Origin of the sequence: Micromonospora sp. NPDC049049, from assembly GCF_040649115.1 — a bacterium.
Lineage (GTDB): Bacteria > Actinomycetota > Actinomycetes > Mycobacteriales > Micromonosporaceae > Micromonospora.
Window position 1 is genome coordinate 290970 of record NZ_JBEZEX010000001.1, and the last position, 21878, is coordinate 312847.

Consider the following 21878-nt stretch of genomic DNA (forward strand, 5'->3'; position numbering starts at 1 on the left):
CGCTAGCCCAGCCAGGTGAACCGCCCGCTGCCCGGCCTGCGACGCGACCACATCCCGGCCCGGCGCTTCCGGGCCTGACGCCGTGATGAGCGTGATGACTCAGAGGCATATTGATGTCTCAGGGTCATCACGCTCGAATCGCCGACCGCGCCGACCGCGCCGACCGCGCCGACCGCGCCGACCGCGCCGACCGCGCCGACCGCGCCGACCGCGCCGACCGCGCCGACCGCGCCGACCGCCCAGCGCGCGGCCGGCGTTCCCCAGGCGGGAACTAGGCTCGCGGGCATGACGATCGACAGTGACGGCTTCCCCGCCCCGGCCGCCCTGGTCGAGCACGCCCGCCGGTTCCAGGCCGAGGGCGGCACCCCGGCGACGCCGCGGGTCGCGGCCACCGTGTTGCTGCTGCGTCCGACCGACGCCGACTTCGAGGTGTACGTCATCCGTCGGGTCGCCGCGATGACCTTCGGCGGGATGTACGCCTTCCCCGGAGGCGGGGTGGACCGCTCCGACTCGGAGGCGCACCTGGACTGGGCCGGCCCGACGCCGGGCGAGTGGGCGGACCGTCTCGGAGTGGCCCCGGAGGCCGCGCAGGCGGTGGTCTGCGCGGCAGCGCGGGAGGTCTTCGAGGAGGCCGGTGTGCTGCTCGCGGGCCCGGACCGGGAGACCGTGGTGGGCGACGTCAGCGGCGACGACTGGGAGGCGGCCCGACAGGACCTGGAGGGACGCCGGCTGGGCTTCGCGGCGCTGCTCGCCGACCGTCAGCTCACGCTTCGGTCGGACCTGCTGCTGCCCTGGAGTCGGTGGATCACTCCCGAGTTCGAGCCGCGCCGCTTCGACACGTACTTCTTCGTCGCCCTGTTGCCGGCGGGCCAGCGGACCCGCGACGTCTCCGGCGAGGCCGACCACACCCTGTGGATCCGCCCGGCGGACGCGTTGGCCCGCGCGCAGGCCGGCGAGCTGACGATGCTGCCACCGACCCTGGTCACGCTGGCCCAGGTGGCGGCTGCCGGTGACCTGGCCGGGGTGGCGCGGGCGGCGGCCGATCGGGACGCGATCACTCCGGTCATCCCGCGCCTGGACCTGCCCCCGGACGGTGAACCCCGCTTCGTCCTGGGCTGAGCCCACACACCGTGCCGCAGTCCCGGCCCGGCCCCGTTCGTTGTCTGCGCGCCCTCGATGCCCGCCACCGCGACCCTGGGACGGGGCCGGCGGCGTGATGGCCCGGCCGCACTACGCGGCCGGCCGGCCGGCGGGGCGGTGTCGGCGGCGGACATGGCACCGGCGCCACGCCGGGAGGCGGGGCGCCGGTGACCGGACGAGGTCGGCTCAGCCGAAGCGGCCGGTGATGTAGTCCTCGGTCTTCTTCACGCTCGGGTTGCTGAAGATCTTCTGGGTGTTGTCGTACTCGATCAGCCGGCCCGGGTCGCCGGTCTTCTCGATCGAGAAGAAGGCGGTCCGGTCCGAGACACGCGCTGCCTGCTGCATGTTGTGCGTCACGATGATGATCGTGAACTTGTCCTTGAGCTGGAACATCAGGTCCTCGATCGCCAGCGTGGAGATCGGGTCCAGGGCGGAGCACGGCTCGTCCATCAGGACGACCTGCGGCTCGACCGCGATGGTCCGGGCGATGCAGAGCCGCTGCTGCTGACCGCCGGAGAGGCCCGCGCCGGGCTTGCCCAGCCGGTCCTTGACCTCGCCCCACAGGTTCGCGGCGCGCAGGGCCTTCTCGGCCGCGTCCTCCAGGATCGACTTCTTGCGGACCCCGTTGAGCTTCAGCCCGGCCACCACGTTCTCGAAGATGCTCATGGTGGGGAACGGGTTCGGCCGCTGGAAGACCATGCCGATGGTGCGCCGGACCGCTGTGACGTCCACGTCCCGGTCGTAGATGTCCTGGTCGTCGATGGTCAGGCTGCCCTCGACCCGGGCTCCCGGCAGCACCTCGTGCATCCGGTTGATCGACCGCAGGAACGTCGACTTGCCGCAACCGGACGGCCCGATGAGAGCGGTGACCGTCTTCGGCTCGACCGTCAGGTTGATGTTCTCGATCGCCTTGAAGCCGCCGTAGTACGCGGTGACGTTCGAGGCGGAGACGCGCTTGGCCATGGTGGTACCTCCGGGGTTCATCGGCTGAGCCTGTTGCGACGGGCCAGCAGCTTCGCCGCGATCGTCAGGATGAGCACGAGGGCGACCAGGGTGAGTGCAGCGGTCCACGCCCGTGCCGGGGCGTACTTCGACGCGTCGCCGGCCTGCTGGTAGACGAAGAGGGACAGCGACGACTGGTTGTTCTCGAAGGGGTTGGTGTTGATCGCGGCCCCACCGCCGGCGACCAGCAGCACCGGGGCGGTCTCGCCGGCCGCGCGGGCGATGGCGAGCATGACGCCGGTGACGATGCCGGGCAGCGCCGTCGGCAGGACCACCCGCAGGATGGTCTTCCACTTGGGTACGCCGAGCGCGTACGCGCCCTCGCGCAGTGGCGCCGGTACGAGGCGGAGCATCTCCTCGGTGGACCGGACGATGGTGGGCAGCATGAGCACGCTCAGCGCGAGCGCGGCGGCGAAGCCGGAGAAGCTGGGCCGACCGTCGTTGAACCACGGCGACACGATGAGCACCCAGAACGCCAGCACGAAGAGACCGGAGACGATCGACGGGATGCCGGTCATCACGTCCACGAAGAACCGGATCGCGAAGGCGAACTTGCCCCGCCCGTACTCGACGATGTAGATCGCGCAGAGAACGCCGAGCGGGACGGTGATCAGGGTGGCGATGCCGACCTGCTCCAGCGTGCCGACGATCGCGTGGTACGCGCCGCCGTTGGCGTCCCGGGCCCCGATGTTGTTCATCGAGGTCTGGAAGAAGTTGACGTCGAGTCGGTCGGCACCCTTGCTGACCAGCGTCCAGACCACCGACACGAGCGGCAGCACCGCCAGCACGAAGGCGGAGTGGATCAGTGCGCTCCAGGTGCGGTTGCGGGCCGATCGGCGTCCTTCGACCGCGTTGGCGGCGGCGAAGAGCCCGACCAGGTAGAGGATCGCGCCGAGGACGACCACGAGGACCGGGCCGCCGATGCTGGTGCCGTAGACGACCACGGCGGAGAGCGCCAGGGCCGCCACGGCGATGGCCGGGGCGGCGTACCAGGGAAGTCGCTTTGCCCGCAGCGAGTCGGGCTGGGCCGGCGGCCGGGTGCGGTGGGAGGTGGCGGTTGTGGTCATGCGGCCGACTCCGTGAACTCCCGGCGGCGGTAGATGATCGCCCGCGCCGTGATGTTGACGATCAGCGTGATGGTGAACAGCACCAGACCGGAGGCGATGAGCGCTCCCCGGCCGGTCTCGTTCGCCTCGCCGAACGCGTTGGCGATGTTGGCGGCGATGGTGTTGCCGCCGTTCTGGATCAGGTTGAACGAGATGCCGAAGGTGATGCCGAGGGTCAGCGCCAGGGCGATGGTCTCGCCGAGCGCACGACCGAGGCCGAGCATCATCGCGGCGATGATGCCGGGACGGCCGTAGGGGAGCACCGCGGTGCGGAGCATCTCCCAGCGGGTGGCGCCCAGGGCGAGGGCGGCCTCCTCGTTCGCCGTCGGCGTCTGGAGGAACACCTCGCGGGAGAGCGAGGTGATGATCGGCAGCACCATGATCGCGAGCACCAGGGCACCGAGCATGACGGACGCCCCGAAGGGGCCGTCGCCACCGAAGAGCGGGATCCAGCCGAAGTGCTGGTTCAGCCAGACCGAGAAGTCCCGGACGGGGCTGCTGAAGACGTCCCGCCCCCAGAGGCCGAAGACCACGCTCGGTACGGCGGCCAGCAGGTCGACCAGGAAGCCGAGCGCGGTGCCCAACCGGCGCGGCGCGTAGTGCGAGAGGTAGAGCGCGATGCCGAGCGCCACCGGCACCGCGATGAGTAGTGCGAGGGCCGAGCTGAGCACGGTGCCGAAGGCCAGCGCACCGATGCCGAACTTCGGCTCGGTGTCGTTGGGGGACCAGCCCTCGTAGGACCAGAAGTTCTCGGTGTTGGCGCGTAGGGCCGGCACCGCCTTGGCGACCAGGAAGATCGCGATGGCGGCGATGATGACCAGAACGGCGGTGCCGGCGGCCAGAGTGAGGCCGCGGAAGGCCCGCTCGGCGCCGAACTTACGGCTGCGCGGCAGCGCGCCGCCGCCGCCCAGCCCGGTGCCGCCCGGGGAACGGGTGCTGACTGGTGCCTCGGCCACACGCGCCGAGGCACCGGCGGGCCACTCGTGACTCTGGGTCACGCGCGTCCCGCCGGTGCCGGCGTCGGCCGAGCGGTGAGGGGTTTCACCCATCTGCTCGCTCGATTCGGTTGCGGAGGTGTGGAATCGGGTCAGGAGAGGTTCTTGACCGCGGTCTCGACCTTGGTGCGGACCGTCTCCGGCAGCGGGGCGTAGCCCAGCTCGGTGAGAGAGGCCTGGCCCTCGGCACTGGCGGCGTGGCCCAGCAGGCCCTTGACCAGCTTCAGCTTGTCGGCCGCGAGGCCCTTGCTGCAGACGATCTCGTACGTGGCCAGGACGATCGGGTAGGCCCCGGCCTCCTTGGTGTTGTAGTCGATCTTCAGCTTGAGGTCGTCGCCCTGCCCCTCGATGGCAGCGCCCGCGATGGTCTTGCCGGCCGCCTCGGCGGTCAGCGCGGCGAACTCGCCGTTGCCGTTGCCGATCTTCGACATCTTCAGACCGGCGTTCTCGGCGAACGACCACTCCATGTAGCCGATGGAGCCGTCGGCGCCCTTGACCCGGCTGGCCACGCCGTCCGAGCCCTTGGCGCCGGTGCCGCCCGGGGCCTTCCACGCCTTGGCGTTGCCCAGGGTCCAGTCGCTCTCAGCGGTCTTCGAGAGGTACTTGGTGAAGTTGTCGGTGGTGCCCGACTCGTCCGAACGGTGGACGGTCTGGATCGTGGTCGCCGGGAGCTTGGCTTCCGGGTTGTCGGCCTTGATCGTGGCGTCGTCCCACTTGGTGACCTTGCCAGCGAAGATCTTCGCCAGGGTGGCCGGCTTGAGCTGGAGGTTGTCCACGCCGCTGACGTTGTAGGCGACGGCCACCGGGCCGATCACCATCGGCAGGTGGATGGCCTTGCCACCGACACACTTGGCGTCCGCCTGCGGCTGCTCCTCCGGCTTGAGCGCGGAGTCGGAGCCGGCGAAGTCGGCGGTCCCGGCGATGAACGCCTGGATGCCGGCGCCCGAGCCGGAAGCCTCGTAGTTGATCGTGGTGCCCTGGCACTTCTGCTGGTACGCCTTGATCCACTCGGCCATGGCGTTCTTCTGCGCCGACGAGCCCTGGGCGTTCAGCGTGCCGGTAGCGCAGTCGACCGCGGCGGCCGAGCCCGAGGCGCTCGCGCCGGAGGCGGGCTCGTTGTTGTCCGAGCCGCATGCACTGAGGCCGAGCGTCGCGGCAAGAGCGAGGCAGGCAATAGTGCCGTACCGCTGGAGCTTCACCTGAGGGGTTTCCCTTCGCGTCTGACTTGGCGCCCCGATCCCGGGGCCCGAGGACCGGCACTGACCGGCTGACACGAAAGTTAGAAGTGCCAGGTAGCCGGTTCGCCGGTCGCAAGTGAACGCAAGGTGAACACGTACGGCCCCTGAGATGACCGCTTGCTGAGGGTGAGTTGTCCGTTAAGTGAACCCGGATACACCTGTCGGAAGTATGGCCATATTTCTGGTTCGGCGTTATCCCGCCGACGCTCGCCCGTTACCCATCGGTGACGCGCTCGGAGCGACGGCCGACGGTCAGCCCAGGTGGTAGTTGATGTGCGCGGACCACCGGGCGAAGCCCAGCCGCTCGTAGAGCGCGACGGCCCCGGTGTTCGAGTCGTCCACGAAGAGCATCACCCGGTCGAGGCCACGCTTGTCCCGCAGGTGTGCCAACCCGGCGGTGGTCAGGGCCCGGCCCAGCCCGCCACCGTGCGCGGTCGGCTCGACCCCCAGGACGTACACCTCGCCGATCCGGGCCGACCCCGGCCGCTCGTGCACCTTGGTCCAGTGGAAACCGAGCAGTCGGCCGGTCGCGGTCTCTTCGGCGAGCAGGAAGCCTGCCGGATCGAACCACGGCTCGGCGAGGCGGACCCGTAGGTCGTCCGACGTCCACCGGCCCTGTTCGGGGTGCTCGGCGAAGGCCCGTGCGTTGAGGGCCAACCAGGCCGCGTCGTCCGCCCCGGGCCGGAACGCGCGCAGCGCCACCCCGTCGGGCAGGCGCGGTTCACCCAGCGGGGCCGCCAACGGCCGGCGCAGCTGCCAGAGCACCCGGGCGCGGGCGAAGCCGAGGTCGACGGCGAGCGCGGCGGCCGAGGGGTGGTCGCCGTGCGCCCACGCCCGCAGCGGCCCGGTGGCCGAGGCGAGTACGCCCCGGGCGAGCGCCCGCCCGGTGCCCCGCCGCCGGTACGCGGGGTGCACGACCAGCTCCACCCCGATTCCACCGACCGGGTCGGTGGTGTCCAGGTGTGCGTACCCGGTGAGGGTGCCGTCGTCGGCGCGGGCGATCAGATGCACGGCGGGGGCGTCGGGGTCGCGCAGCCGCAGCAGGACGTGTTCGTCGAGCGGGTCGGCTCCGTCCGTGTCACCTGCGGCGCCGGCGAGGGCGAGTACGTCGGCGATCTCCGCCGGCGCCAGCTGGTCGCTCCGGGTCACCTGGTCGCTGGTCGGCTCCGCGCTGCTCATCCCGCCACCGTATCCGTTGCGTGTCGTGACGCCCGGAGCGTCTCCGTAAAGCCCCGGCTCACGTCGGGTCGGTGGGGAGTGCCTCCAGCTCGAACCGGGCGGTCAGGTCGGGCAGGATGCGGCGCAGCGCGTCCATCGTTCCCTGCCGGTCCCCACCGGCGTCGTGCAGCAGCACCACCGAGCCCGGCGCGGCCTGGCTCAGCACCGTCGCGGTGATCTTGGTGGCGCCGGGTAGCTCCCAGTCCGACGGGTCCACCGACCAGTGCAGCGGGGTCATGCCGAGCTGCCGCGCCACCGACACCACCGGGTACGTCCACGCTCCGCCAGGCTGGCGGTACCAGACGATCGGCGCGTTCGGCACCGCCGCCCGGATCGCCGCGTTGGTGCGCAGAAGGTCGGAGCGGATCGCGTCGGCCGACCGGGTGCCCAGGCCGACGTCATGGTGCCAGGAGTGGTTGCACAGGGTGTGCCCGTCGTCCACGATCGACTGGATCAGGTCGGGGTGGTTCTGCGCGTTCTCGCCGACGACGCAGAACGTGGCGCGCACGTCGTATTCGCGCAGGAGGGCGAGGACCTGCGGCGTGTAGCGCGGGTCCGGCCCATCGTCGAAGGTCAGCGCGAGCCGCGGGGTGCCGGTGGTGGCGTGCGCGCCGAACAGGTTGTCGCCTCCGGCCACCCGTCCGGACCCGTCCTGGCCGGTCTCGGCCGGGCCGGTCTGGACCGCGCTCGCGCTGGCGCTCGGGGCTCCGCCCGGCTCGCCGACGCTGGGTTGGTCGGCGTAGTGCGGTCCGTCGGCGCTCGTGGTGACACCGGTGGAATGCCGAGGCGTCTGGTCGGGGACGAGGCTGCGGCCCAGCATGTACGCGGAGCCGAGCAGCCCCGCCACCACCAGCGTCACGATCCCCGCGGCCCGGGCGGTGGTGCTGCCCCGCGTCACGACTTCCGCCTGGTTTGCCGGTCACGCCGGCCCGTCGCCCCCGTGGTCAGTGCGCGCACCGTCGCCCCTTTCTCCGACAAACCCGGCAGTCAGAATAGAGCTGCCAAGCTGTGCAAAAAGGGCATATGGGAAATCGCCCGGAGCCGTCTCCGGATCAGACCGGCAGGGGCGCGTGCTCCGCCTCGGCAAGCGACCGCGACGGAGGCACGACGAACTTGTAGCCGACCTGGCGAACGGTGCCGATCATCGACTCGTACTCCGAGCCGAGCTTGGCGCGCAGTCGCCGGACGTGCACGTCCACCGTGCGGGTGCCGCCGAAGTAGTCGTAGCCCCAGACCTCGCGCAGGAGCTGGTCCCGGGTGAACACCCGGCCCGGGTGCTGGGCCAGGAACTTGAGCAGCTCGAACTCCTTGTAGGTGAGGTCGAGCGGACGGCCCTTGAGCTTGGCCGCGTAGGTGTCCGGGTCGATGGTCAACTCGCCCGCCCGGATCGAGCCACCCGCGCCAGCGGTCGCGTTGCTGAGCCGGCCCACGGCCAGCCGCAGCCGTGCCTCGACCTCGGCGGGGCCGGCCGAGGCGAGGATGACGTCGTCGACGCCCCAGTCGGCGTTGAGTGCGATCAGGCCGGCCTCGGTCACCACCGCGACCAACGGCACGCCGAGCCCGGTGGCGTGCAACATCCGGCAGGTCGCCCGGGCCTCGCTCAACTCCGATCGGGCATCCACCATCACCGCGTCGGGGCTGGGGCCCGCGACCAGTGTGCGAACGTCACGCGGCGCGGTGCGGACCGAGTGCGGTAGCAGGTCGAGCGCCGGCAGCACAGCCGACGGTTCTCCTGCGCGCGCGGTCACCAGCAGCAGGATCTCCACGATCACCTCCGTCCCGGCGGCGCGAGGCCGCACGCGACCAGTCGCACTCATCAAGGAGTGCGCTGAGAAATTGCGTGGTCCCGGCGTCGCTGACGGGCGGGTAACGCGTTGAGCCTAACCGATCGCCTCGGCCGCGCCGTCAGGCCATTTCCCGTTTGTCTAGCTTGCCCCTGATCGTGGCCCGGTTTTTAACGTCGCTGAAACCCTTGACCACCGCGTCGGGCCGTCGGTCTGGCACGATCGGGTCGTGTTTCCCTCCACCTCGCCCGAGGCCGGCCGCGAATCGTGGCCCGCCGGGCCCCAACCGGGTCCGGCCGCCGCAGCGACGCGCGGCCAACCGCCCGCGCCGCGTACCGGTCCGGCCACCACCGATGGCGACCGCCGCGAACGGGGTGGGCCGCGCCGTGCCCGCCGCTCCGGCGAGCCGGCCCGCCGATCCGAAGACGAGATCGACGAGCCGGAAGAGGAGGTCATTCCCCCGGTCGCGGTGCACCGTCAACTGGCGCTGACCATCGCCGGCTTCGCCGCCCTGCTCGGCGTCGGCCTGGTGCTCGGCGCGCAGACGTCGGGTCCCGGTCACCGGCTGCCGTTCGCCTTCATCATCTTCGGCGTCCAACTGCTCTTCGTGCTCGCCTGGACGATGGCGATGCGTCCGCCCGCGCTGTTGGTGGTCGCCGGGATCAGCGCCGTTGTCGCGGCGCTGGTCGACATCGCGGCGGTGCAGACCGACGTCGCCGGCCTGGCGCCGCTGGGTTACCTGGCCGCCGGTGGTTTCCTCGCCGCGGTGCTCGGCCAACTGGTTCGTCGCGTCGACCGGGTCCGGGTCACCGACTCCCTCGGTTCCACACTGCTCATCGTGGTCGGGGTGGTGGCTTTCGGCACCCTGATCGTGCTCAGCCGGATCCCGGCCGGCACCCAGGCGATCACCGTCTGCCTGACCGCGAGCGGTGTCGCGCTCACCGTGGCCCGGCTCACCGACGCCGTTCTGCCCTGGCCTCGGCTCGCACCGCAGGTGCCCCGGGGCGCCGCCGGCGTGGTGGCCGGCGCGATGGTCGGCACGCTGACCAGCGCCCTCCTCGGCAGCTACCTGGTGGCTCCCTTCACGCCGACCCGGGCCGCCGTGATCGGCCTGGTCGCGGCGGTCACCGCCGTCCTCTCCGACCTCGCCGTGGGGTACGCGGAGGCGGGCCGGTTGATGGCCGGTGAACCGCCCACGATGTGGGTGGCCCGGCACATGCAGGGCCCGCTCGGCGGCTTCGCCCTGGCGGCGCCCGCCGCGTACGCCATGTGCATGCTTCTCCTCTGAGTCGCGGTTGAGCACTTCGCCGGTCGGGTACCTACGGGTGCGCCGCCCTGCGGCGTCGGTATGAACGACCCGTCGCGGCGCGACGGGCGGAGACAGGAGGCGGCGTGGCGCAGGACTATCCGGTGGACCAGGCGCGACCCCGACGGCGTGGCCGCAAGCTGCTCATCGGGCTGTTCGTGCTGCTCCTGCTGCTGGCGGGGTTGCTGGTGGTCGCCGACCGGGTCGCGGTCGGGGTCGCCGAGCGGATGATCGCCGACCGTGTCCGTCAGGAGATCACCAAGCAGGGCGCGCAGTCCGCCGCTCCTGAGGTGGAGGTGGGCGGGACCCCGTTCCTCACCCAGGTGCTGGATGGCCGTTACCAGCGGATCACCATCAACCTGCGGGACGTGCAGGCCCCGGTCGAGGGCGAAGCCGTTCGGCTCCCGGTGCTCGACGTGACCGCCCGCAAGGTGCGAGCCTCGCTGGACACCCTGCGCACCGGCCAGGGTGACATCGTGGCGGACACCGTCAACGGCGCCGGCACGATCAGCTACGAGAGTCTGGCCGCGCTGCTGAAGCGCCCGGGTCTCACGCTCGGCGAGCAGAACGGCAAGCTCACCGTCACGGCCCCGGCCGACATCCTCGGTCAGAAGCTCACCATCAGCGGCACCGCCGACGTCACCGTCGCCGACAACGGCGCTGTCGCCCTGCGGTTCAACGACCTGGACGCCGCCGGTCTGCCGAACCTGCCGCTGGCCCGGGCCTTTCTGAGCAACTACGCCAAGAGCATCTCCATCGATGTTCCCCTGCCGGAGTTGCCGTTCCAGCTCGCGGTCCGCGAGGTCCGTCCACTGCCGGACGGGCTGGCGGTCACCGTCGACGCGAAGAACGTGCCGATCAACTCCGCTGGCTGACACCGGAGGCGCGGTGGGACGCCGGAGTCCCCGGCGATCCCGGCGATTCCCGGATGGTGGTCGGCCCAGTGGCAGCACGGTCACTGGCTGGTAAGCTCCCTGGCCATGGGGACCCACCTCACCAAACGGCGCGCGGTCGACCTGTGCCGCGTGGCCACCTGCCTGTGTCGCCCCGTCATCTGACGGCGGGGCTGTCTCCGGCCGCCTGACGGCGGCCACCGGCACAGGGTTCTCACACCCTCCGGTCATCCCACCGAACGCCCGGCAGCGGCGCCGTCGCACGAACCCGTGATCCCGTCCTTCCGCTGGGTCCCGCGCGTGGTGCGACAGTTGCATCCATCGATCTCCGCGCGTTGGCTCACCATCCATCCTCACCAGGGAGTGATTCGATGAGTCGCGACACCGCACTCGTTTCGGCCGAGTGGGCCGAGAAGAACCTCGACGCCCCGGGCGTCGTCTTCGTCGAGGTCGACGAGGACACCTCGGCCTACGAGACCGGCCACATCGCCGGCGCCATCAAGATTGACTGGAAGACGGACCTCCAGGACCAGGTCCGCCGGGACTTCGTCAACAAGTCGCAGTTCGAGGCGCTGCTCTCCGAGCGGGGCATCAGCAACGACGACGTCGTCGTCCTGTACGGCGGCAACAACAACTGGTTCGCCGCGTACGCCTACTGGTACTTCAAGCTCTACGGCCACCGGGACGTGAAGCTGCTCGACGGCGGCCGTAAGAAGTGGGAGCTGGACGCCCGTCCGCTCGTCACCGACGCGGTGTCCCGCCCGGCGACGCAGTACGTCGCGCAGGAGCCGGACACGTCCATCCGGGCGTTCCGCGACGAGGTCGTCGCGGCGATCGGCACCAAGAACCTGGTCGACGTGCGCAGCCCCGACGAGTTCGCCGGTCGCCTGCTCGCCCCCGCCCACCTGCCGCAGGAGCAGGCGCAGCGGGCCGGTCACATCCCCACCGCGATCAGCGTGCCGTGGTCCAAGGCGGCCAACGAGGACGGCACCTTCCGGTCCGACGACGAGCTGCGCAGGATCTACGGCGACGCGGGGCTCGACGACGGCAGGGAGACCATCGCGTACTGCCGGATCGGTGAGCGCTCGTCGCACACCTGGTTCGTGCTCCAGGAGCTGCTGGGTCACCGCAACGTCAAGAACTACGACGGCTCCTGGACCGAGTACGGCTCGCTGGTCGGTGTGCCTGTCGCGCTCGGCGACGAACCCGGGGAGGCATGATCATGACTCTTCCCACCGCCGCGGGTTGCGCCGCACCGGACCAGGCCGCGCCGCTGCCGGCCAGCCTGGACCTGGAGAAGGAAACCGTGATCACCGGCATCGTCCGTTCCGCCGAGGCCGAGCCGGTGCCCGGCGCGTACGTCCGGCTGCTCGATTCGACCGGTGAGTTCACCGCCGAGGTGGTCACCTCGTCCGCCGGGCAGTTCCGGTTCTTCGCCGCACCGGGCTCCTGGACGCTGCGGGCGTTGTCCCGGCACGGCAACGGCGACACCGCCGTCACTGCCGGCCGAGGCGTCAACGAGGTTGCCGTCACCGTCGCCTGACCCACTGCTCTGATCGACCGGGGCCGGTCACCCTCCCGGGGGTGGCTGGCCCCGGTCGTTTGTCCTCGGCGTGCCGGCACGCCGAGGCGGGTGCCGAAATCCATCGGCGTGCGTCACTATCTACTGGTGAATTTCAGGGATGAAAGCGGCGGGTCCGACGAAGCGGTCCCCATCGTCCTCTGCGTGGGCACCGACATGTCGCTGCGGGAGCGGGTGCTGAGCCAACTCGACGGGCGTGCCCCGGTGCTCAGCTGTTCCGATCTGACCGAGCTACGCGAGCTGTTGTCGTCGCCGGCGGGTCCGGCGCGGGTCAGCCCCACGGTCCTTCCACTCAACGAGGCGCGGGGCCTGGTGAAGTGGGGTGAGCTGGTCGTCGACCGGGCCGGACATCGGGTCACCTGGCGCGGCGAGGTGCTCCCGCTGACCCCCACCGAACGGGAGTTGCTCACCCTGCTCATCGGTCCACCGCTGGTGGTGTGGAGCTACGAACGGCTCTGCGTCGCCGCGCTGGGTGGCGCTGACACCGCGGCGCTGCAATCCACCGTCAGGCGGCTTCGCCGCAGGCTGCGGGGTCTACCGGGCGGCCCGCAGGTGCACACCGTGCGGGGCGTCGGCTACCGGCTCGACCCGCCGCCCCGGCTGAACGACCACTGACCCGCTGTCGCTCCGTCGGGCCGACCGCCTCCGCTGCCGGCCCGGCAGCGGGCGCGTGACACCATGGCCGGGTGAGCGGTGCTGTCCAGACGGGTTGGGCCTCTTCGGCCGGCCCCGCCGCGCCGACACCGGCCCGGTCGCGGCGGCGTTGGCTGCTGGCCGTGACAGTGGCCTGGGCGGTGCTGCTGGCCGGGCTCACCTGGATATCGGTGCGAAACGACCCGCCGACAGTCCGCGAGCAGCGTTCCCTCGATCAGGCTGGCCCGGTGGTCGACCGGGCGGTCGGCGAGTTGGCTCGCGCGGCCGGTGCGGCTGGACTGCTGGAACTGAGCCCGGCGCGGGTCGCGTCCGGCTGCCGGGTCACCCCGTTCGCCGACGGGGCGAGGTTGCGACGCGAAGTCGGGGTGCTGGCTGCCACCGGTGACGAGCGGGCCGTGCTGGCCGGCATCGCCGAGCGGCTGCCGGCGAGCTGGCGGGCCGGGGTCGGGCCCGGGATGGACGGCCCCGAGCTGCGCGCCGACGCAGGAGACTTCGTGGCCGTCGAGGGCCGGCCGACCGTCGACGGCCGGGTGCGACTGGTCGTCGACACCGGTTGCCGGCCCGTCGGCGCCGGCTACACGCCGGCTCCGGCCACCGCTGCCGGCCCGGAGGCCGCCGCGCTGACCGCCGCGCTGAAAGCCCTCGACCGGCCGGGCGACGCCACGCCGGAGCTGGCCACCGCGCCCTGCCCGGGCGGCGGGCTCGCCCGTACCGCCTGGTTCGTCGACGGTCAGGGCCCGGCGGCTTCGACGGTCGCCCTCGCCCCGCTGGCCGGCAACGCCCCACTGCTGGACCAACCCCCGGTGTACGCGTACCGCAGCGGCGCCGTCACGGTGCTGGCCGAGATCAGCCCGGACGCCACCCGACTCGCCGCCACCGTCGGCTGCCCGAGCTGAGCCGGGCGGGTCAGCGGCCGTCCGGCTGGTCCTCGGGGCCACGGCTGCGCCCCAACGCGTCGACCTTGCCCCACCGGCCGGGGATGTCCAGCAGCTCCACCCGGCCCATGCCCGGCGGCACGGCCGGGTCGATGATCAGGTGCTCGCCCTGCGGCTCCAACCCCAGCATCACGCGCAGCAGCAGCAGCGGGGTGCCTGCCGACCAGGCCTGCGGGCTGCATGCGGTCGGGTACTCCACCGGATAGTCGGTGAGGTCACGGGCGTAGCCGGCGAACGCCTCCGGCAGCCGACCCCCGAAGTACCGGGACGCGGCCAGCATCGTCTCGCAGAGCAACCCGGCCTCCTCCCGGAAGCCGTACCTCCACAACCCCCAGGCGATGATCGAGTTGTCGAACGGCCAGACGGTGCCCACGTGGTAGCCGATCGGGTTGTACCGCCCCTCGTCCGAGGCGAGCGTCCGCACCCCCCAGCCGGAGAACAGCCGTGGCCCGAGCAGGTGCTCGACCACCTTGCCGGCGCGGGACTCGTCCACGATGCCGCTCCACAGCAGGTGCCCGATGTTCGAGGTCAGCGCGTCCACCTGCCGGCCGTCGGCGTCCAGCGCGAGCGCGTAGTGCTCGCGGTCGGCGATCCAGAAGTCGCGGTCGAACCGCCGTTTCAGGTCGGCGGCCTGCCGCTCCAACTCGTCGGCGAACTCCGGGTCGTTCCAGAAGGTCCGAGCCAGCCGGGCGGCTCGGACCTTCGCGTCGTAGGCGTAGCCCTGCAACTCGCAGGTGGCCCGGGGGAAGCCGGGCAGTTGACCGTCGGCGTACGAGATGGCGTCCCAGGAGTCCTTCCAGCACTGGTTCTGCAGGCCGGTCTCCGGGTTGCGGGTCTGGTACCAGAGGTAACCGGTGCCGAGCAGGTCACCGTAGGTGTCGATCCACTCCAGCGCCGCGCGGATCTGCGGTTCCAGCTTGCGGACGAGTGCCGCGTCACCGGTCCACCGCTCGTACTCGTCGACCAGGATGATGAACAGGGGCGTCGAGTCGGCCGACCCGTAGTACGGCGAGTGTGGCTGCTCCTCGAAGCCGGCGGTCTCCCCGTACCGGAGCTCGTGCAGGATCTTGCCGGGTTCCTCGTCCCGGAAGTCGTCCACCCGCTCCCCCTGTAGTCCGGCCAGCATCAGGATCGTCGGCGGGACCAGCTCCGGCAGGAACGGCAGCACCTGCAACGAGGTGATGATGCTGTCCCGGCCGAACAGGGTCATGAACCAGGGGAGTCCCGCGGCGATCAGCCGTACGCCCAGGGCGATCGACTCGTAGCGCAGCGCGGCCAGGTCGTTGAGGCTGCGCCGGTACGCCCCGGCCAGCGGCTCGCAGTCGCAGCCGAGCTTCGGCGCCCGGTCGATGAGCTCCTGCTGTTCGGCCCGGATCGCGTCCGCGCTGCGGCTGCCGCCGTACGGGAGGGTGGCCCGGATGTCCTCGCCCCGGGCGCCATAGACGACGCTGGACACGTGCAGTCTGGTGGTCCAGCTGTCGTTGCGGGCTATCCGGATCCGGAAGGTCATTCCGGTGTCGTCGACCTGCGCCGGCGCGGTGGTGCTGACCACCATCTCCCGGTGGAACGCCTCTCGCCGGTAGGACAGCCGCAATTCGTTCTCGGCGACCGTGATCGTGGTCCGTCCCCGCTTCTGCCGAGAGTTCTTGATCTCGAACAGGTCGGCGAAATCGGCCCCGATCTCGATCCGGAGGGTGCACTCGACCTCCGCGCCGAGGTGGTTCAGCACTGTCAGCTCCTCCTCGAAGCTGCCCACTATCGCCCGGCTGCGGATCACCGACGCCTTGGCGTCCAGATAGTGCGTGGGTTCGCCGGGGGCGAGGAAGAACCGGGTGCGGTACGACTCGGCATCGTCGACGGAGAGGGCGTGCAGCCGTTGGCCGTCCAGGGTGAGCACCCACGTGGACAGGAAGCGGGTGTCGAAGGAGAACATCCCGGTGGGGAAGTCGTAGGAGGGTTCGATGTCGCCACGCCGGTCGCTGACCAGGAAGGTGTTGCCGTCCAGGATGCTGACGAGGTCCTTCACCGAAGTCGCCCCGCTGCTCGGCGGGCCGTTTCGCGGGGGTCGCGGGTGCCGGGCGGGTTGGGAAAGAACCGGCGGAAGGCGAGGAAGAGCACCACGTTCCCGCTGAACGTGCTCTCGTTGCGCAGCACCGCCGCGACCCCCTGGGCCTCGCCGCTGATCAGCCGGTCGAAGAGGGCGGCGCTGCTGTACCAGATCGCGTCGGCCGGCCCACGCTCCCGGGTGACCTGCACCGACCCGGGCCGCATCCGGACCAGCCAGTGTTCGGTGCGGTGGTCGTCGCCGAGGTCGATCTGGAGGGTGCCGTCGGCCAGGCCGCCCAGAACCTCGGCTGCGCGCGACGGCAGTGTCTCGAAGAACCTCTCCGCCGCCTCGGTCACATCCGAATCGTAGGCAGCCGTCCGAGATGTCGGGTCGGTATCGGCACTCCGCTCGGATCGACAGGCCGCCGCCGTGCGGTCAGTAGACGAGCGCCTGCGCGCCCTCGGCCAACGCCTCCTCGACGAAGACCGCTGCACCGGCGATCCGGACGCCGGGGAGTACGTCGTCCGGGCCGATCTCCCGACGGGCCGCGCACTGCGTGCAGGCGGTCACCCGGCCGCTGGTCAGGATGACGTGCAACAACTCGGCCAGGGGCGCGGAGTGCGGCAGGTCGAACTGCTGGGCGCGACCGGGCAGCGCGAACCAGGTGGACTCACCGGTCAGCCAGAGCGAGACGTCCACCCCGGCCGCTACCGCCGTCGCGGCGACGGTGAATGCCTGCGCGCACCGCTCCGGGGCGTCCGCCCCCGCGGTGGCCTTCACGACGAGATTGCGGGCCATGTGGCCCAGCATAGGATGGCCGGGATGGTTACCGAGATCGGGTTTGTCAGCCTGCTGGTCGCTGGCCTGGGCGGGCTCGCCGGTGGCCTGGTCTACCTTGCCGTACGCATTTCGAGAGGACGCTGGTGAGCGCGAGGAGTGAGCCGGTTTTGCGAGCCCCGCAGTCGCGAACGAAAGAGGCAAGGTGACGCTGATGAGCGAGAACCCGCTGCAGCCGCCGTGGCTGAACGCGCCGCCGGTCGAGGAGTACCCGTTCGAGGAGAGCCACGACCTGCGGGTCGGGCCGAAGCTGCACCCCGCGCTGGACGCCCTGCTGCCGTACATCGGTCTGTGGCGCGGTCGGGGCAAGGGTGGCTTCCCCACCATCGAGGACTTCGACTACGCGCAGGAGATCCGGATCAGCCACGACGGCCGCCCGTTCCTGCACTACGAGTCGCGTGCGTGGATCCTCGACGAGCAGAGCAAGCCGGTCCGTCCGGCCGGCCGCGAGGCGGGCTGGTGGCGACCGGTGCTGGTGGACGGGCGGGCGACCGACGAGCTGGAGGCGCTGATCACCACCCCGACCGGGATCATGGAGCTGCACCTGGGCAAGCGCACCGGCACGCAGATCGAATTCGCCACCGACGCGGTGGTCCGGACTCCGACCGCCAAGGAGGTCACCGGCGGGCACCGGCTCTTCGGCATCGTCGAGGGTGCGCTGCTCTACGCCCAGGAGATGGCCGCCATGGGGCACGGGCTCAGCCCGCACCTCTCCGCCCGACTCGTCCGGGTCGGCGGCTGACCGCTACCCGACGGGGAAGCCCAGCAGTGAGTGCAGGGCGGGGGTGCGCGGGCAAGGGTTCCGGCGCACCCCGTCCAGCATTCGGATTTCGGCGAGCCCGCGCACGGACGAGCTGAACCAGACCCCCTCGGCGGCGTGCAGCTCGGCCGGGGTGACCATCCGTTCGGCGGCGTCCAGGCCCAGCTCGTGAGCGTGGGCGAGCAGCCAGGCCGCTGTCGTGCCGGGCAGGATGCCGGTGGTCGCGGCCGGCACGGTGCAGAGCGTGCCCGCGGTGAGCCACACCACGTTCGCGATCGGCCCCTCCAGGGCGTACCCGTCGGAGGAGACCCAGAGCACGTCGTCCACGCCGGCCCGCTGTGCCCAGCGGCGGGCGGCGCTGTTCACCGCGTACGACGTGGATTTGATCCCGGCCGGCAACCAGTCGAGCCCGGTACGCGCGTCGGCGGGCACCCCCAACGGCAGGGTGGCCACTGTGATCCCGTTCCGCCGGGCCGCCCGCGACGACGCCGGCACCTCGGTCAGCGTGGCGTAGACGGTCGGCGGGCCGCCGGCCTCGGAGCCCCGGGTGCAGACCAGCCGTAGCGCGCCCTCCACCGGTGCGGGCCAGCCCGCACGCACCGTGTCGAGGAGGTCGATGAGCGCGTCGGCGGGGGGCAGATCCAGGTCGACGGCCGCCGCAGCCGTGGTCATTCGGGCCAGGTGCTCGTCGCGCAACCACGGCCGGCCCTGGCGCAGGTGCATGGACTCGAAGAGCCCGTCGCCGCGCAGAACGCCCAGGTCGTCGCCGCGGAGCACGGGCTCGTTGGTCGCGATGAGGCCCCGCCCGAGCACGGCGATCCGCGGGCTGGGAGCAGCCGGGACATTGCCGACGGACGACGTCACCATGACCGCGAGCGTAGCGGTGATCGATCGCGGTGCGGGGGACAGCCTGGTGGCCGAACTATGATCGGAGCGTGTCCGAATCCTCCCTCGCGGAAATGCTGCGGGCCCGTGGGCTGCGGCTGACGGCCCAGCGGCAGCTCGTTCTCCAGGCGGTGCTCGATCTGGGCCACGCCACCCCGGAGCAGGTGCACACCGCAGTCCGGGAGGTGGCCGCCGGCGTCAACATCACCACCATCTACCGCACGCTTGAGCTGCTGGAACGGCTCGGTCTGGTCACCCACACGCACCTGTCGCACGGCTCACCGACCTATCACGCCGCCGGTGAGCACCAACACGTCCACCTGGTCTGCCGGGAGTGTGGCGCGATCGACGAGATCGATCCGGAGCTGCTCCGCCCGCTCGCCGACCAGTTGGCCGCGCAGCGCGGGTTCCGGGTGGACATCGGGCACGTGTCACTCTTCGGCGTCTGCGTACGCTGCGAGAACGGGGACGAGAAATGATCGACATCGCGGGCGCGGTGGCAGTCGAGAGCATCGACGAGGCCAGCCGTGACCAGCCGGATCCAGCGCACGTCGCGGCCGGGGTGCGGGGGGTGGCCGCGCACTACGGCGACCCGCTGCGCGAGCAGCGCACCCTCGACACCGCTGTCGGTCTGGTCGACAGGTCGCACCGGGGGGTCATCGCGGTGCCCGGGGAAGAGCGGGCCGGCTGGCTGCACACTGTCACCTCGCAGCACCTGACCGCGCTCTCCGCAGGCGAGGGCACCGAGTTGCTGGTGCTGTCCCCGCACGGCCACGTCGAGCAGCACGCCATGGTCGCCGAGGACGGCGAGACCGCCTGGCTCGACACCGAGCCGGGTGCGACCGAGGGCCTGCTGACCTACCTGGAGAAGATGCGGTTCTTCAGCAAGGTCGAGCCACGCGACGCGACGGCCGACCGCGCGCTGTTGTCGCTGGTGGGGCCGGCGGCCATGGAGGCGCTCGGCACGCTCGGCGTGACCGGGCTCGCCGCACCGGACGTGGTCGCGGTGCCGGGTCCGAAGTTCCCGCACGGTGCCGTGCCACCACGGGCGAGCGCACGGTACGACGTACGACCGCTGCCGATCGGCGGCTGGGCCCGACGTGGCCCGCTCGGGGTGGACCTGCTGGTGCCCCGGTCGGCGATGGACCAGGTGGTGGCGGAGTTGCGCGGCGCCGGCGTGCCGCTCGCGGGGCTGTGGGCGTACGAGGCGATTCGGGTGGCCGCCCGGCAGCCCCGGGTCGGGGTGGACACCGACCACCGGACCATCCCGGCCGAGGTCGACCTGATCGCCCCGGCGGTGCATCTGGACAAGGGTTGCTACCGGGGGCAGGAGACGGTGGCACGGGTGCACAACATGGGCCGGCCGCCGCGTCGCCTCGTACTCCTGCATCTGGACGGGGTGACCACCGATCAGCCGCCGGTGGCCGGTACGCCGGTGACGCTCGATGGCCGGGCGGTCGGCTTCGTCGGCACCGCCGTGCTGCACCACGAGCTGGGCCAGGTCGCGCTCGCGGTAATAAAGCGGAACGTCCCGGACGACGCCGCGTTGCTGATCGGCGAGACCGCGGCGGCGATCGACCCCTCCTGAGCGGGCCGTCTAGGATCGCCGGCATGACGACAGGGACGTTGATCACGGTAGCCCCGACCGGCGCTGAGTCGGCCAAGGCGGAGGTGCCGGCGCTGCCGGTGACCCTCGACGAGTTGCTGCTCACCGCCAAGGAGTGCGAGGCGCTCGGCGCCGCCGTGATCCACGTCCACATCCGCGACGACGAGGCCCGGCCGACGCTCGACCCGGTGCGGCTGGCCGACACCGTAGCGGCGCTGCGGGAGAGCACCGACCTGATCGTGCAGCTCTCCTCCGGTGGCGCGGTGACCGACCCGGAGGCCGCCCGGCTCGCCGTGCTCGACGCCCGTCCGGACATGGCCTCCTGCACCATGGGCACTGTCAACTTCGGCGACGACGTCTTCCTCAACCGCTGGGAGTTCATCGTCGACCTGCACACCCGGATGCAGGAACGCGGGATCGTGCCGGAGTACGAGATCTTCGACCTCGGCCACCTGTCCGCGTTGCAGCGGTTGCTCGGCAAGTACGGGCTGCCGGCCGGCGGGCACGTGCACGTCGACTTCGTGATGGGCGTGCCGGGCGGGATGCCGGGCACCACCGAGACCCTCGTCGCGGCCCACCGGATGCTGCGGGACCTGCCCGAGGGCACCACCTTCTCGGCCACCGGCGTCGGCCGCAGCACGATCCCGGTGATGCTGGCCGCTCTGTCGACCGGCGGGCACCTGCGGGTCGGCATGGAGGACACCGTGACGTACGCCAAGGGCCGTCCGGTGGAGTCGAACATGCAACTGGTGGCCCGCGCGGTGGGTTTCGCCCAGCTCGCCCAGCGCCCGCCATTGACCACCGCCGAGGCTCGCGAACTGCTCGGGCTGTAAGGGCAGGTCTGTCCCGCGCCCCTGTCACCCGGGCGGTGGACCTCCTGGTCACCCCGCCGCCGGGCACCCCCGGACCGTCGGTACCGTCCAGCGCGTGACGAAGACGTACGAGGGTGGCGCGCCGCTCGCCGAGGTGGTCCGGTCCGGGTTCGTGGAGGGTGCGCACCGCGGCTCGGTGGTGGTGCTGGACGCCGCCGGTGTCGCGGTGGCGTCCGCCGGGGACGTGACCTCGCCGATCTTTCCCCGCTCGGCCAGCAAGCCGATGCAGACGATCGGGATGCTCCGGGCCGGCCTGGCCCTGACCGACCCGGCCGACGTGGCGCTGGTCTCGGCGAGCCACGCCGGCGAGGAGTTCCACCTGGCCCGGGTCGGTGCGCTGCTGGAGCGCGCCGGGCTGGACGCGTCGGCGCTGCACTGCCCGCCCGACCTGCCGGTGGGGGCCGCGGCCCGGGAGGCGGTGCTCCGGGCCGGTGGCGGCCCGACCCGGGTGCAGATGAACTGCTCCGGCAAGCACAGCGGGATGCTGTTGACCTGCGAGGCCGCCGGATGGTCGCGGGAGGGCTACTGGCGGCCGGAGCACCCGCTTCAGCAGCGGCTGCGGGCCGCCATCGAGGAGTTCACCGGCGAGCAGGCGGCGGCGGTGGGGGTCGACGGGTGCGGCGCGCCGGTCCTCGCGGTGTCGCTGGCCGGTCTGGCCGGGGCGTACCTCCGGCTGGTCGACGCCGAGCCCGGCTCGGTGCCGCGCACGGTGGCCGACGCGATGCGGGCGTACCCGGAGATCGTGGGTGGCACCCAGGCCGACGACACCCGGCTGATGCGTGGTGTCCCGGGTGCGCTGGCCAAGGTCGGTGCCGAGGGCGTGATCGCCGTGGCGCTGCCGGGCGTCGGCGCCGTCGCGTTGAAGATCGACGACGGCGCCGACCGGGCCCGGATGCCGGTACTGGTCTCCGCGCTGCGCCGGCTCGGCGTGGACGCTCCGGTGCTGACCGAGTACGCCGAGGTGCCGCTCTTCGGTGGTGGGGTACCGGTCGGGGCGGTCCGCCCGCTCTGGTGAGCG

The 21878-nt window shown here is 71.7% G+C and carries 26 protein-coding genes; 14 read left to right on the forward strand and 12 right to left on the reverse strand.

Translation table 11 applies throughout. The annotated features are described in order from the left end of the window. Positions 1-2: 2 nt before the first annotated feature. Positions 3-287, reverse strand: a complete 285-nt coding sequence (locus AB0B68_RS01340; RefSeq protein WP_357257337.1) for a hypothetical protein — start codon at positions 285-287, stop codon at positions 3-5. Here AB0B68_RS01340 and AB0B68_RS01345 point away from each other — a divergent pair. After that, complete coding sequence (locus AB0B68_RS01345) at positions 286-1119, forward strand: NUDIX hydrolase (protein ID WP_357257339.1); 834 nt, start codon at positions 286-288, stop codon at positions 1117-1119. The two genes, AB0B68_RS01340 and AB0B68_RS01345, sit on opposite strands and share 2 nt — an antisense overlap. A 207-nt stretch (positions 1120-1326) precedes the next feature. Here the strand turns inward: AB0B68_RS01345 and pstB are convergent, their stop codons facing one another. The 7 genes from pstB to AB0B68_RS01380 all read right to left on the reverse strand — a co-directional run bounded on the left by pstB (position 1327) and on the right by AB0B68_RS01380 (position 8471). Continuing rightward, the gene (pstB, locus tag AB0B68_RS01350; RefSeq protein ID WP_112584183.1) at positions 1327-2103 is read right to left on the reverse strand and encodes a phosphate ABC transporter ATP-binding protein PstB; all 777 of its coding nucleotides are present in this window, start codon (positions 2101-2103) and stop codon (positions 1327-1329) included. Between the two features lie 17 nt (positions 2104-2120). After that, complete coding sequence (pstA, locus tag AB0B68_RS01355; protein ID WP_357206456.1) at positions 2121-3209, reverse strand: phosphate ABC transporter permease PstA; 1089 nt, start codon at positions 3207-3209, stop codon at positions 2121-2123. Next, positions 3206-4297 carry a phosphate ABC transporter permease subunit PstC gene (gene pstC / locus AB0B68_RS01360; RefSeq protein ID WP_355005819.1) on the reverse strand — a complete coding sequence of 364 codons (1092 nt, stop codon included), beginning with the start codon at positions 4295-4297 and terminating at the stop codon, positions 3206-3208. Before pstC ends, pstA begins: the two co-directional genes overlap by 4 nt. 38 nt (positions 4298-4335) lie before the next feature. After that, entirely contained in the window at positions 4336-5442 is a 1107-nt protein-coding gene (gene pstS / locus AB0B68_RS01365; protein WP_355005818.1) for a phosphate ABC transporter substrate-binding protein PstS, read from the reverse strand. A 291-nt stretch (positions 5443-5733) separates the two neighbouring features. Then, positions 5734-6660: a mycothiol synthase gene (mshD, locus tag AB0B68_RS01370; protein WP_357206454.1), complete on the reverse strand. Its 927-nt coding sequence runs from the start codon at positions 6658-6660 to the stop codon at positions 5734-5736. 58 nt (positions 6661-6718) lie between these two features. Then, a complete protein-coding gene (locus AB0B68_RS01375) occupies positions 6719-7519 on the reverse strand; it encodes a polysaccharide deacetylase family protein (RefSeq protein ID WP_357206459.1) in 801 nt (266 codons plus the stop codon). A 232-nt stretch (positions 7520-7751) separates the two neighbouring features. Continuing rightward, the gene (locus AB0B68_RS01380; protein ID WP_184188346.1) at positions 7752-8471 is read right to left on the reverse strand and encodes a response regulator transcription factor; all 720 of its coding nucleotides are present in this window, start codon (positions 8469-8471) and stop codon (positions 7752-7754) included. Positions 8472-8712: 241 nt separating this feature from the next. Between AB0B68_RS01380 and AB0B68_RS01385 the strand changes: the two genes are divergently transcribed. The 7 genes from AB0B68_RS01385 to AB0B68_RS01415 all read left to right on the forward strand — a co-directional run bounded on the left by AB0B68_RS01385 (position 8713) and on the right by AB0B68_RS01415 (position 13814). Next, the gene (locus tag AB0B68_RS01385; RefSeq protein ID WP_357257341.1) at positions 8713-9771 is read left to right on the forward strand and encodes a hypothetical protein; all 1059 of its coding nucleotides are present in this window, start codon (positions 8713-8715) and stop codon (positions 9769-9771) included. 104 nt (positions 9772-9875) lie between these two features. Continuing rightward, positions 9876-10664: a DUF2993 domain-containing protein gene (locus tag AB0B68_RS01390; protein ID WP_355005815.1), complete on the forward strand. Its 789-nt coding sequence runs from the start codon at positions 9876-9878 to the stop codon at positions 10662-10664. A 105-nt stretch (positions 10665-10769) separates the two neighbouring features. Then, a complete protein-coding gene (locus AB0B68_RS01395; RefSeq protein WP_310503780.1) occupies positions 10770-10847 on the forward strand; it encodes an Ms5788A family Cys-rich leader peptide in 78 nt (25 codons plus the stop codon). A 206-nt stretch (positions 10848-11053) separates the two neighbouring features. Further along, positions 11054-11902: a sulfurtransferase gene (locus AB0B68_RS01400; protein ID WP_355005814.1), complete on the forward strand. Its 849-nt coding sequence runs from the start codon at positions 11054-11056 to the stop codon at positions 11900-11902. A 2-nt stretch (positions 11903-11904) separates the two neighbouring features. Then, entirely contained in the window at positions 11905-12225 is a 321-nt protein-coding gene (locus tag AB0B68_RS01405; protein ID WP_355005813.1) for a DUF1416 domain-containing protein, read from the forward strand. A gap of 195 nt (positions 12226-12420) precedes the next feature. Beyond that, complete coding sequence (locus tag AB0B68_RS01410) at positions 12421-12879, forward strand: winged helix-turn-helix domain-containing protein (protein ID WP_357202065.1); 459 nt, start codon at positions 12421-12423, stop codon at positions 12877-12879. A gap of 71 nt (positions 12880-12950) precedes the next feature. Next, positions 12951-13814: a hypothetical protein gene (locus AB0B68_RS01415; RefSeq protein ID WP_357201994.1), complete on the forward strand. Its 864-nt coding sequence runs from the start codon at positions 12951-12953 to the stop codon at positions 13812-13814. A gap of 10 nt (positions 13815-13824) precedes the next feature. On the opposite strand, the gene AB0B68_RS01420 is transcribed toward AB0B68_RS01415, so the two are convergent. From AB0B68_RS01420 to AB0B68_RS01430, 3 genes are all read right to left on the reverse strand, one after another. Continuing rightward, on the reverse strand, positions 13825-15879 hold the full coding sequence (locus AB0B68_RS01420) for a glycogen debranching N-terminal domain-containing protein (protein ID WP_357257343.1): 2055 nt from the start codon (positions 15877-15879) through the stop codon (positions 13825-13827). After that, on the reverse strand, positions 15876-16256 hold the full coding sequence (locus tag AB0B68_RS01425) for an SCP2 sterol-binding domain-containing protein (RefSeq protein ID WP_357202000.1): 381 nt from the start codon (positions 16254-16256) through the stop codon (positions 15876-15878). The genes AB0B68_RS01420 and AB0B68_RS01425 overlap by 4 nt, the downstream gene beginning before the upstream one ends. A gap of 79 nt (positions 16257-16335) precedes the next feature. Next, positions 16336-16710 carry a DsrE family protein gene (locus tag AB0B68_RS01430; RefSeq protein ID WP_124820325.1) on the reverse strand — a complete coding sequence of 125 codons (375 nt, stop codon included), beginning with the start codon at positions 16708-16710 and terminating at the stop codon, positions 16336-16338. 12 nt (positions 16711-16722) lie between these two features. On the opposite strand from AB0B68_RS01430, the gene mtfM reads away from it, so the two are divergent. Then, a complete protein-coding gene (gene mtfM / locus AB0B68_RS01435) occupies positions 16723-16827 on the forward strand; it encodes a small membrane protein MtfM (protein WP_030327764.1) in 105 nt (34 codons plus the stop codon). 61 nt (positions 16828-16888) lie between these two features. After that, a complete protein-coding gene (locus tag AB0B68_RS01440) occupies positions 16889-17479 on the forward strand; it encodes an FABP family protein (protein WP_357202068.1) in 591 nt (196 codons plus the stop codon). Positions 17480-17482: 3 nt separating this feature from the next. On the opposite strand, the gene AB0B68_RS01445 is transcribed toward AB0B68_RS01440, so the two are convergent. Next, positions 17483-18364, reverse strand: coding sequence for an aminotransferase class IV (locus AB0B68_RS01445; protein WP_357257346.1), 882 nt, complete (start codon positions 18362-18364; stop codon positions 17483-17485). A 68-nt stretch (positions 18365-18432) separates the two neighbouring features. On the opposite strand from AB0B68_RS01445, the gene AB0B68_RS01450 reads away from it, so the two are divergent. From AB0B68_RS01450 to AB0B68_RS01465, 4 genes are all read left to right on the forward strand, one after another. Then, a complete protein-coding gene (locus AB0B68_RS01450; RefSeq protein WP_091402843.1) occupies positions 18433-18861 on the forward strand; it encodes a Fur family transcriptional regulator in 429 nt (142 codons plus the stop codon). Beyond that, the gene (locus AB0B68_RS01455) at positions 18858-19970 is read left to right on the forward strand and encodes a folate-binding protein (protein WP_357257348.1); all 1113 of its coding nucleotides are present in this window, start codon (positions 18858-18860) and stop codon (positions 19968-19970) included. The genes AB0B68_RS01450 and AB0B68_RS01455 overlap by 4 nt, the downstream gene beginning before the upstream one ends. A gap of 23 nt (positions 19971-19993) precedes the next feature. After that, positions 19994-20821, forward strand: a complete 828-nt coding sequence (locus AB0B68_RS01460; protein ID WP_357257350.1) for a 3-keto-5-aminohexanoate cleavage protein — start codon at positions 19994-19996, stop codon at positions 20819-20821. A 94-nt stretch (positions 20822-20915) separates the two neighbouring features. Beyond that, positions 20916-21875 (forward strand): asparaginase, encoded by a 960-nt coding sequence (locus AB0B68_RS01465; RefSeq protein ID WP_355005806.1) that lies wholly within the window; start codon positions 20916-20918, stop codon positions 21873-21875. The last annotated feature ends 3 nt before the right edge of the window (positions 21876-21878 follow it).

Bases quoted from the DNA above. Each gene is read 5' to 3' on its own strand.
- AB0B68_RS01345 (WP_357257339.1), top strand. From the start codon at position 286: ATGACGATCGACAGTGACGGCTTCCCCGCCCCGGCCGCCCTGGTCGAG.
- AB0B68_RS01340 (WP_357257337.1), bottom strand. From the start codon at position 287: ATGCCCGCGAGCCTAGTTCCCGCCTGGGGAACGCCGGCCGCGCGCTGG.
- pstB (WP_112584183.1), bottom strand. From the start codon at position 2,103: ATGGCCAAGCGCGTCTCCGCCTCGAACGTCACCGCGTACTACGGCGGC.
- pstA (WP_357206456.1), bottom strand. From the start codon at position 3,209: ATGACCACAACCGCCACCTCCCACCGCACCCGGCCGCCGGCCCAGCCC.
- pstC (WP_355005819.1), bottom strand. From the start codon at position 4,297: ATGGGTGAAACCCCTCACCGCTCGGCCGACGCCGGCACCGGCGGGACG.
- mshD (WP_357206454.1), bottom strand. From the start codon at position 6,660: ATGAGCAGCGCGGAGCCGACCAGCGACCAGGTGACCCGGAGCGACCAG.
- AB0B68_RS01375 (WP_357206459.1), bottom strand. From the start codon at position 7,519: ATGCTGGGCCGCAGCCTCGTCCCCGACCAGACGCCTCGGCATTCCACC.
- AB0B68_RS01395 (WP_310503780.1), top strand. From the start codon at position 10,770: ATGGGGACCCACCTCACCAAACGGCGCGCGGTCGACCTGTGCCGCGTG.
- AB0B68_RS01400 (WP_355005814.1), top strand. From the start codon at position 11,054: ATGAGTCGCGACACCGCACTCGTTTCGGCCGAGTGGGCCGAGAAGAAC.
- AB0B68_RS01405 (WP_355005813.1), top strand. From the start codon at position 11,905: ATGACTCTTCCCACCGCCGCGGGTTGCGCCGCACCGGACCAGGCCGCG.
- AB0B68_RS01410 (WP_357202065.1), top strand. From the start codon at position 12,421: ATGTCGCTGCGGGAGCGGGTGCTGAGCCAACTCGACGGGCGTGCCCCG.
- AB0B68_RS01430 (WP_124820325.1), bottom strand. From the start codon at position 16,710: ATGCTGGGCCACATGGCCCGCAATCTCGTCGTGAAGGCCACCGCGGGG.
- mtfM (WP_030327764.1), top strand. From the start codon at position 16,723: ATGGTTACCGAGATCGGGTTTGTCAGCCTGCTGGTCGCTGGCCTGGGC.
- AB0B68_RS01445 (WP_357257346.1), bottom strand. From the start codon at position 18,364: ATGGTGACGTCGTCCGTCGGCAATGTCCCGGCTGCTCCCAGCCCGCGG.
- AB0B68_RS01455 (WP_357257348.1), top strand. From the start codon at position 18,858: ATGATCGACATCGCGGGCGCGGTGGCAGTCGAGAGCATCGACGAGGCC.
- AB0B68_RS01460 (WP_357257350.1), top strand. From the start codon at position 19,994: ATGACGACAGGGACGTTGATCACGGTAGCCCCGACCGGCGCTGAGTCG.